The 7,550-nt window shown below is 37.2% G+C and carries 7 protein-coding genes; 4 read left to right on the top strand and 3 right to left on the bottom strand.

What is annotated here, in order from left to right; all coding sequences use genetic code 11:
- Nucleotides 1–192 precede the first annotated feature (192 nt).
- The 4 genes from J2S74_RS27055 to J2S74_RS27040 all read left to right on the top strand — a co-directional run bounded on the left by J2S74_RS27055 (nt 193) and on the right by J2S74_RS27040 (nt 3,755).
- Nucleotides 193–597 (top strand): J domain-containing protein, encoded by a 405-nt coding sequence (locus J2S74_RS27055; RefSeq protein WP_307332812.1) that lies wholly within the window; start codon nt 193–195, stop codon nt 595–597.
- 72 nt (nt 598–669) lie between these two features.
- Entirely contained in the window at nt 670–1,116 is a 447-nt protein-coding gene (locus J2S74_RS27050) for a hypothetical protein (protein ID WP_307332809.1), read from the top strand.
- A gap of 267 nt (nt 1,117–1,383) precedes the next feature.
- A complete protein-coding gene (locus J2S74_RS27045; protein WP_307332807.1) occupies nt 1,384–2,661 on the top strand; it encodes a glycoside hydrolase family 27 protein in 1,278 nt (425 codons plus the stop codon).
- Between the two features lie 155 nt (nt 2,662–2,816).
- A complete protein-coding gene (locus J2S74_RS27040) occupies nt 2,817–3,755 on the top strand; it encodes an ArsR/SmtB family transcription factor (RefSeq protein WP_307332804.1) in 939 nt (312 codons plus the stop codon).
- A gap of 130 nt (nt 3,756–3,885) precedes the next feature.
- On the opposite strand, the gene abnB is transcribed toward J2S74_RS27040, so the two are convergent.
- The 3 genes from abnB to J2S74_RS27025 form a co-directional block, all read right to left on the bottom strand.
- Nucleotides 3,886–5,358 (bottom strand): arabinan endo-1,5-alpha-L-arabinosidase AbnB, encoded by a 1,473-nt coding sequence (abnB, locus tag J2S74_RS27035; RefSeq protein WP_307332801.1) that lies wholly within the window; start codon nt 5,356–5,358, stop codon nt 3,886–3,888.
- A gap of 52 nt (nt 5,359–5,410) precedes the next feature.
- Nucleotides 5,411–6,988, bottom strand: a complete 1,578-nt coding sequence (locus J2S74_RS27030; RefSeq protein ID WP_307332798.1) for a family 43 glycosylhydrolase — start codon at nt 6,986–6,988, stop codon at nt 5,411–5,413.
- Nucleotides 6,989–7,064: 76 nt separating this feature from the next.
- Nucleotides 7,065–7,550: alpha-L-arabinofuranosidase C-terminal domain-containing protein (locus J2S74_RS27025; RefSeq protein ID WP_307332794.1), on the bottom strand; the 486-nt coding region annotated here is incomplete at its 5' end.

Below are 7,550 nucleotides of genomic sequence, written 5' to 3'. Positions count from 1 at the left end.
TCATATACACCACCGTATACAGCACGGCCAAGATGTTCAATAAAGGAACCGTAAATTCTTTCGTCAATCTCTGATACACGAAAATCCTTGTCTACGATCATTTTTGCTTTTTGTAAAGAAGTCACACTAACTCATCCTTTCAAATATATAATTAAAGATACTGCCTAGTTGGTTACTGATATCCCCGCCAGCATGGGTCATAAATACTGTCCAAGCCCTTTCATCCCAAGTAGCGACTTAGCAGGTGTCATATTAAAGGTTTCCCTTCTATCTTTATATCATTCCATCACAGCAGGTGCATCAAAAGAAGAAATTGAAGAAAAATATTTTAAATTAATACGAATGTACAAAAGTCAACTTGATCGCAATCAACAAAATAATCTATTAAATATGGATGAAATAAATGAGGCATATAGTGTGATTAAAGATCATTTTGAAAGAATAGAGTTAGCTAAAATTAGGAACACTAATCTTTCAAAGCACCCTTTTCGGGAGAAAACCGAGCATATCTTCGAATATTATAAATTTCATATCGCTCTTGGTATAATTGGAGTTTTTATCTTCGTCAGTATTTCAAATACTTCTATCCAAGCCTAGCAGAAACAAAGGTATTTAAATAGTCAACCTCCTGCTGACTTAAGCATTACCATTTATGGAGAATTTAGAGATGTGAATACAGATAAAATAGAAGATAAAATCATGGATTTATTCCCCGAATGGGAACGTGTTGTTATAAATGTTATTACATCTCCTATTGAGATGACGAGCCAATTTAGTTTTGCAGAGCAACAAAGAAGTACAATTGAACTTATGGAGGATGAATCGAATTTATTTATAGTGGATTCCTTTCATTTTGATATTTTGGGAGAACAAAGATTATTGAAATCATTCGACACAATGGAAAGCTTTTTGGTCGAAAATGTAGATTACACAAGGCTCTTTTATCTAGATATGGAGCAAGAACAAGGGGAAAAACTTCTTGGCATAGATATCACTAATCATGATTTTCTCAGCAATACTGAAGTAACTGCAGTTAATGATAATAAATTGGCCATCCATTCTCGTTCGGAAGACACAGGGAATGCATTACAATTTGTTGAAATATTCATAGACTAAATCAATATTTTTAAGGCTGTTTTCTAAAAAAATGTTGTTATAAGAAGATGATGATTGGCTTGGATGCGCTACAGGCTATTCAAATACAAAAGTTTACGAAAACAGCCATTCTTAACAATAATTATTTAATTAACCAAAATTAAAATTCCCATATTTCAATAACATTATTATTAATTTATTTACATTTTCGTTATATAATAAGGGTATAAACTTTTTCAAATAGCTTTCATTATTTTGCTTATATCCATAATTTTTAGGAGGTATATGATGAAACACAAAACTTTCGCTCCTACCCCACCAATGGGGTGGAACAGTTGGGACTGTTACGGTGCAAGTGTCACAGAAGAAGAGGTGAAGGGGAACGCAGATTATATTTATAACTACTTAAAAGAATATGGTTGGGAGTACGTTGTTGTAGATATCCAATGGTATGAACCAACTGCTGATTCTTCCCGCTATCACCCCTTTGCTCCATTAGAAATGGATGAATATTCTCGTTTACAGCCAGCAACAAATCGATTTCCTTCAGCTAAGAACGGTACTGGATTTAAGGCACTAGGGGACTATATACACAGTCTCGGATTAAAGTTTGGTATTCATATAATGAGGGGGATTCCAAGACAAGCAGTACATAACAATACGCCAATATTAGGTACAAATGTAACTGCGAGAGATATTGCCCATGAAAATTCAATCTGCCCTTGGAATACGGATATGTACGGTATCGATGCTTCTAAAGAAGGGGCACAGGAATACTATAATTCCTTATTTGACTTATACGCTCAGTGGGGAGTTGATTTCGTCAAAGTCGATGATATTGCCGCATCCAAGCTATACGACACACATATTCCAGAAATGAAGCTGATTCGCAATGCCATTGATCAATGTGGAAGAGATATTGTATTAAGTCTTTCCCCGGGCCCTGCACCAGTGGAATATGCACAGCAGTTCAAAGAAACTGCCAACATGTGGAGAATGACCGATGATTTTTGGGATCAATGGAACCTCCTTTACAATATGTTCGAGAGATGTGAAAAGTGGGAAAAGTATGTTTCCCCAGGAAATTGGCCAGATTGTGATATGCTCCCATTAGGTCATTTAGGAATTCGCTCTGTAGACGGACCTGGTGGAGACCGATGGACACGTTTTACAAAAGAGGAACAAAAAACAATGATGACTTTATGGAGTATTTTCCGGTCTCCACTCATGTTTGGAGGGGAACTCCGTGATAATGATGAATGGACTTTATCCCTATTAACCAATAAGGAAGTCTTAGAAGTAAACCAGCACAGCCATAGTAACCGTTTGGTCTATCGCATCAATGACCATATTGTATGGACTGCTAACGGAAAGAATCAGGAAACTTACGTTGCATTATTTAACCTAACGGATACAGAGGCTTCACTACAAGTTTCGTTAGAACAAATCGGTTTGTTTGACAACAAACGCGCTAGAGACCTTTGGGATCAAAAAGATTTAGGAACTGTTAGTAAAATCGCACAGTCCATTCCAGCTCATGGCGCAATGCTGCTTAAACTTACGTAGCAAAATATTTTATTTTTGTAAAGTAAATATTTTTATTAATCTTTGACAATTTCTGATATAATAGTTATAAGACTATTAACTTTAAACTGGTCATACTAAGATGACGGAATAAATATAAGCGTATTTATTCTACGTGAAAAATTCGGAGGACAATTATGCAATTAGATATTTCTAATAAATCTTTACCTGTATATGAAGCCCTCGCAAGCCAAGTAAGGTTGTCCGTTATACAACATTTAACAACTCGTTCCATGAATATACGTGAGCTTGCAGAAGCTACAAAATTAAGCAGCGCCATTATGACAATGCATATAAAGAAGCTTGAAAAAGCAGGGATAATAAGAACAGAAATGATTCCAGGAAAAGCTGGTATTCAAAAGCTTTGTATATTGAATGTGGACCGCATAGAAATTAATTTTCCATTAAAACAAGCAAGCTTCTCTAATTTCCATGAGATTGAATTATCTGTGGGGCATTATACCGATTTTGTTGTAGAACCAACATGCGGTTTAGCAACATTAGAAAAAATTGTTGGTGAATTTGATGAACCACGTTATTTTCTAGATCCTGAACGTGTTAATGCGAAGATTTTATGGTTTAGTAAAGGCTACATTGAGTATAAAGTTCCTAACTTCCTATTATCGAGCCACAACCCAAAGGAGCTTGAAGTTTCCTTTGAGATTTCATCTGAGGCACCTTTCACAAACGAAAACTGGCCATCAGATATATCCTTTTATTTAAATAATGTAAGCTTAGGGACTTGGACGAGTCCTGGAGATTTCGGAGACAGTTTAGGAAAATTTACTCCCGATTGGTGGCCAAGGGTTGTCAATCAATACGGAATATTAAAATGCTTAAGGATTACCTCTAACGGAACTTTCATGGATGGTATAAGACTTTCTGATGTAACAATCGATGATGTCAAGATTCGTGAAAAACAATGGTCCTTCCGAATTGCAGTACATGATGATGCTGAGAATGTAGGAGGAGTTACTATTTTTGGTTCCGGATTTGGAAATTATAATCAAGATATCAATTTCCGTTTATTCTATACAAAAGAATCACAGTCAGAGGAAAGCTTGCAAAAAGCCTAAGGAAAGAGGGTGAAACAAAAGGTATCATTTTAACCTTTTGTTTCACCCTCTTAAGTACCCGTCGTCCTATTTATAAAGCCCATTACGAGTGTTTTCTCGTAGTAAGCGATTGACTAGCAAAGCATATCTCTTATTCCATAGATCCCCAAACTGCAACACCTTCGTTGGATAATGCACTAAATGTCATTACATAACTTCTTGTGGACTCATCCCACTGTGTTAAGAATACACCGTTATAGATAACGCCATCTATGGAAAGCTCTACTTCATAATCTCCAACTAATGCCCATTGTCCTGTAACTTCCCCGGTAATGGTGTTATTGTCATTTAATTGAATAGGCACGGAGTTTTTAATCTCTGCTGATATATCTTTCCCATGATTTATAAATTGATAATCACCGACAATTTCAGACTTTGACACCGCTTCTATTACCTCTCCAGCATATCGGTGAGGTGTTACTACAGGCCATCCTTCACTGTTCATAAACATTTGATGTACTCTTATTTCATGTAATTCCCCTCTACGTGGAAAGCGTGTATGGAAAATTAAATAGTTTTTCCCTGTTTCTTCATCAAAATAGGCTGAGTTATGACCAGGTGAAACATAACCAGTACGCCTAGAAGGTCCATCTCCCCCATCTTTAATAAATTCAAAGTTACCCATTAACTTAACTCCGTATGGTTCAATGGATTCATCATCAAATAAAGGTAAATCTGGGTCAGATTTAACATCAATCATTGCGTTTCCTTCCGCATCATAATAAGGGCCGTCTGGATTTTCAGACCGTACTACACGCATATTGTAGGCACCATTTGCATCAAGTCCCCCGAAGGATAAATACATGTAATAATAGTTGGTTTCAGGGCTATATAAAATATAAGCGCCCTCAATCCTGCTATGATTACCTCCCATCAATCTTTTACCGTATCCTTGGTTAGGAAGAGGAAATCCAGTTTCTCGATCCATTTGTAAAATGTAAATACCACCTGAATAGGAGCCGTAAACCATCCATAATTCCCCATCCTCATCAAAAAACGTATGTGGGTCTACCACATTAGGATGAATTCTAGGATCGTATATGGGACCATCTTCACTCGGTTCTCCCCACATCCCTGATTTCAGGAAGATACCTAAATCTTCATACGGACCTTCGATGTTATCGGCAACTGCCACTCCAAGGGCAGACCTTGGAGCAGTCCCTTCACAGGCATTATAATACATGTAAAAGCGGCCATCTTCCAATTGAGTTACATCCGGTGCCCAAAGTGTATCTGTTTGTGCCCATTCAAAGGTTTCGGCTAATTCTTCAAATACATTCTCTATGAGTGGATTCGTTTCACTTACACTTGTTGCAATCTGCTGCCAATTCATTAAGTCCGTAGATTTAGCTGCTGCTAAATGGGACCCAAAAACATAAAATGTATCATCCACTCTGATCACCGATGGATCATGTACAGTTGCATTCGTAAATCTCGGTCCCTCGACCTCTTCTTTTTCTGTTGATTCACTTGTTCCCTGATTGGAACTCTCTTCCTCTTGTTCCGTTTCGTTTTCCTTACCATCTGATGTTCCATTACACCCTACAACCATTAAAAGTGACATTATCACAATTATTAAAAACAGCGTTTTCCCTTTTAACATCATAACTTCCTTCCTATTTCACTTGTTGGTTTTCAATAACTTTCTTGTTTTTTACTATTCTTTTTCTAGCTATTATGGCGAATGAAACCGTAACTAATAGACTTATTGCTATGAAAAGAATATAATTGACATTCCCTTCTTTAGATACCTTACTTTCTTCTGTTAGCAATGAAAAGGGTTGTCCCTCTATGTCACGTATTTGAAAGGTAGCAAACTCTCTCTTGTCTTCAGATTCTATTTTCCCTATTCTCATGGTGTTATTTTCATGCTGGAATAAATAAAATTCCTCATTAGAATATGATTGAAAAGATACCCATTCCTCATTTGCTAAACCTTTTACTACCTTAAAAGTTGCAGCATCCATAAATCCTTCTGTACCATCATGCTTCTGCAGTGATGTAAAATCATTCCCATGTCGCAAATAATATCCCGGTTTGTTTTCCCCTTGGATGGAAATATATCCATCTTCATTATTTGCTAAACCAGGAACAATATGCCACTTATAATCATAATGACTTTCTTGAAAAGGCCCAATACGAATGGCATCACTTAAATGACGAACAGCATGTTCATTATTACCATAGCTGTGAATCGTATAGCTATCAAAAGCCAATCCAGACGCAGTAGGAATAATTTTATCAATGGTCCCATCTTCATTATGATGAAGCTTCTCGATAGAGGTGGACCTATTGAAGTTTCCTCCACCTGGCAGAGCACCTGTATGATAAAGGATGTACCATTCCCCTTCAAACTCAATGATTGCCTGATGACTCGTTTCAGAATCGTCCATACGATCTAATAGGATGCCTTGATACTCCCAAGGTCCTTCAAGACTTTGGCTAGTGGCATAGGCTGTAATTTCCGGGAAATTCATAGCAAAGGATAAATAGTATGTGTCCCCATATTGATGCAAATAAGGTGCTTCTGTAAAGGTACCAGGCATGTTTTCTATCGTAATCTGATGTATTTTACCATCAAGTTCAATCATGTTATCTTTTAATTTTGCATAATACAAATGGGTATTTCCCCAATATAAATAGGCTTGTCCATCTTCATCAATGAATACGGTAGGATCGATATTATCCCAGGTTTGATTTGGATCCATAAAGTCAGGAGCATCCGTCATATCACTACTTATCAATGGCCCTCCAATGGCATCTTGAAAACCAACAGCAGGATAATCAGATACAGCAACCCCAATGGCATAGCCATTTTTTTCAGGATCTGGATCGTCATTTAAAACCGTTACATACCAATAAAATTTACCATCACGTTCAATTGCTTGTGCTGCCCATGCAGAGTCTCCCCTTGCCCAATCAAATTCTGTCCTTGGTAAAGTACCTTCAAGCTCCCAGTTAATCATGTCGCTGGAAGAATAAACGTTCCATTCCTTCAGTACATAAAAGTAATCAATTTGCCCAGGGTATCCTGCTTGATCCCTCCCCACGTACAAATATACCTTCCCGTCATATACAAGAGCAGCAGGGTCTGCGCTAAATCTATCTTTTATAACTGGATTACCTGCATTTATATTGGTTGGTAAAAGGAATAGAATAAGCAGTATCAATACTAGTATAGAAGGTTTGTTCACCTGTATCCCCCCTCTAAACAATTTAAGGTTGTTCGAAAAGGGAAGATCCCTTTTTTGAACAACCTCTATTTAAAATTTATCGTTTTTTTAAACGGATTACATTCCAGGATGCTTTAGATAGATTCGCTTCGATCATGCCATTATCTAAGGAAGATACTCCATTTGTATGTGGTTTTACATTTTGTGACTCTGAAGTATTTACCGCCTTTAAGTCATCGTTTTCTAATACAATGTGTTCCACGATTTCGTAACCTTCGAAGCTGCGGACGTCACATGTAAGTGGAAGAGATTCCTCTAAATGACGGTTTACCGCAAAGATAGTTACTTCTTCTTTTTCTTCATTATATACAGCAGCTGTATCAAGATAAGGAACATCCGTAAAATCTTTACTATCATATTTCGGTGAAGATACAACCGGCTGTAACGCAACACCACGACCAAATGCAGAAACATGTGCATACGGGTAAAAGATCGTTTGCTTCCATGCTTTCCCGCCATTTTCCGTCATGATCGGTGCGATAACGTTGACTAACTGTGCCATACAAGCGATCTTCACTCGATC

Source organism: Evansella vedderi (assembly GCF_030813435.1).
In the GTDB taxonomy this organism is placed as follows: domain Bacteria; phylum Bacillota; class Bacilli; order Bacillales; family Salisediminibacteriaceae; genus Evansella; species Evansella vedderi.
This window is presented reverse-complemented; position numbering and strand designations above follow the sequence as displayed.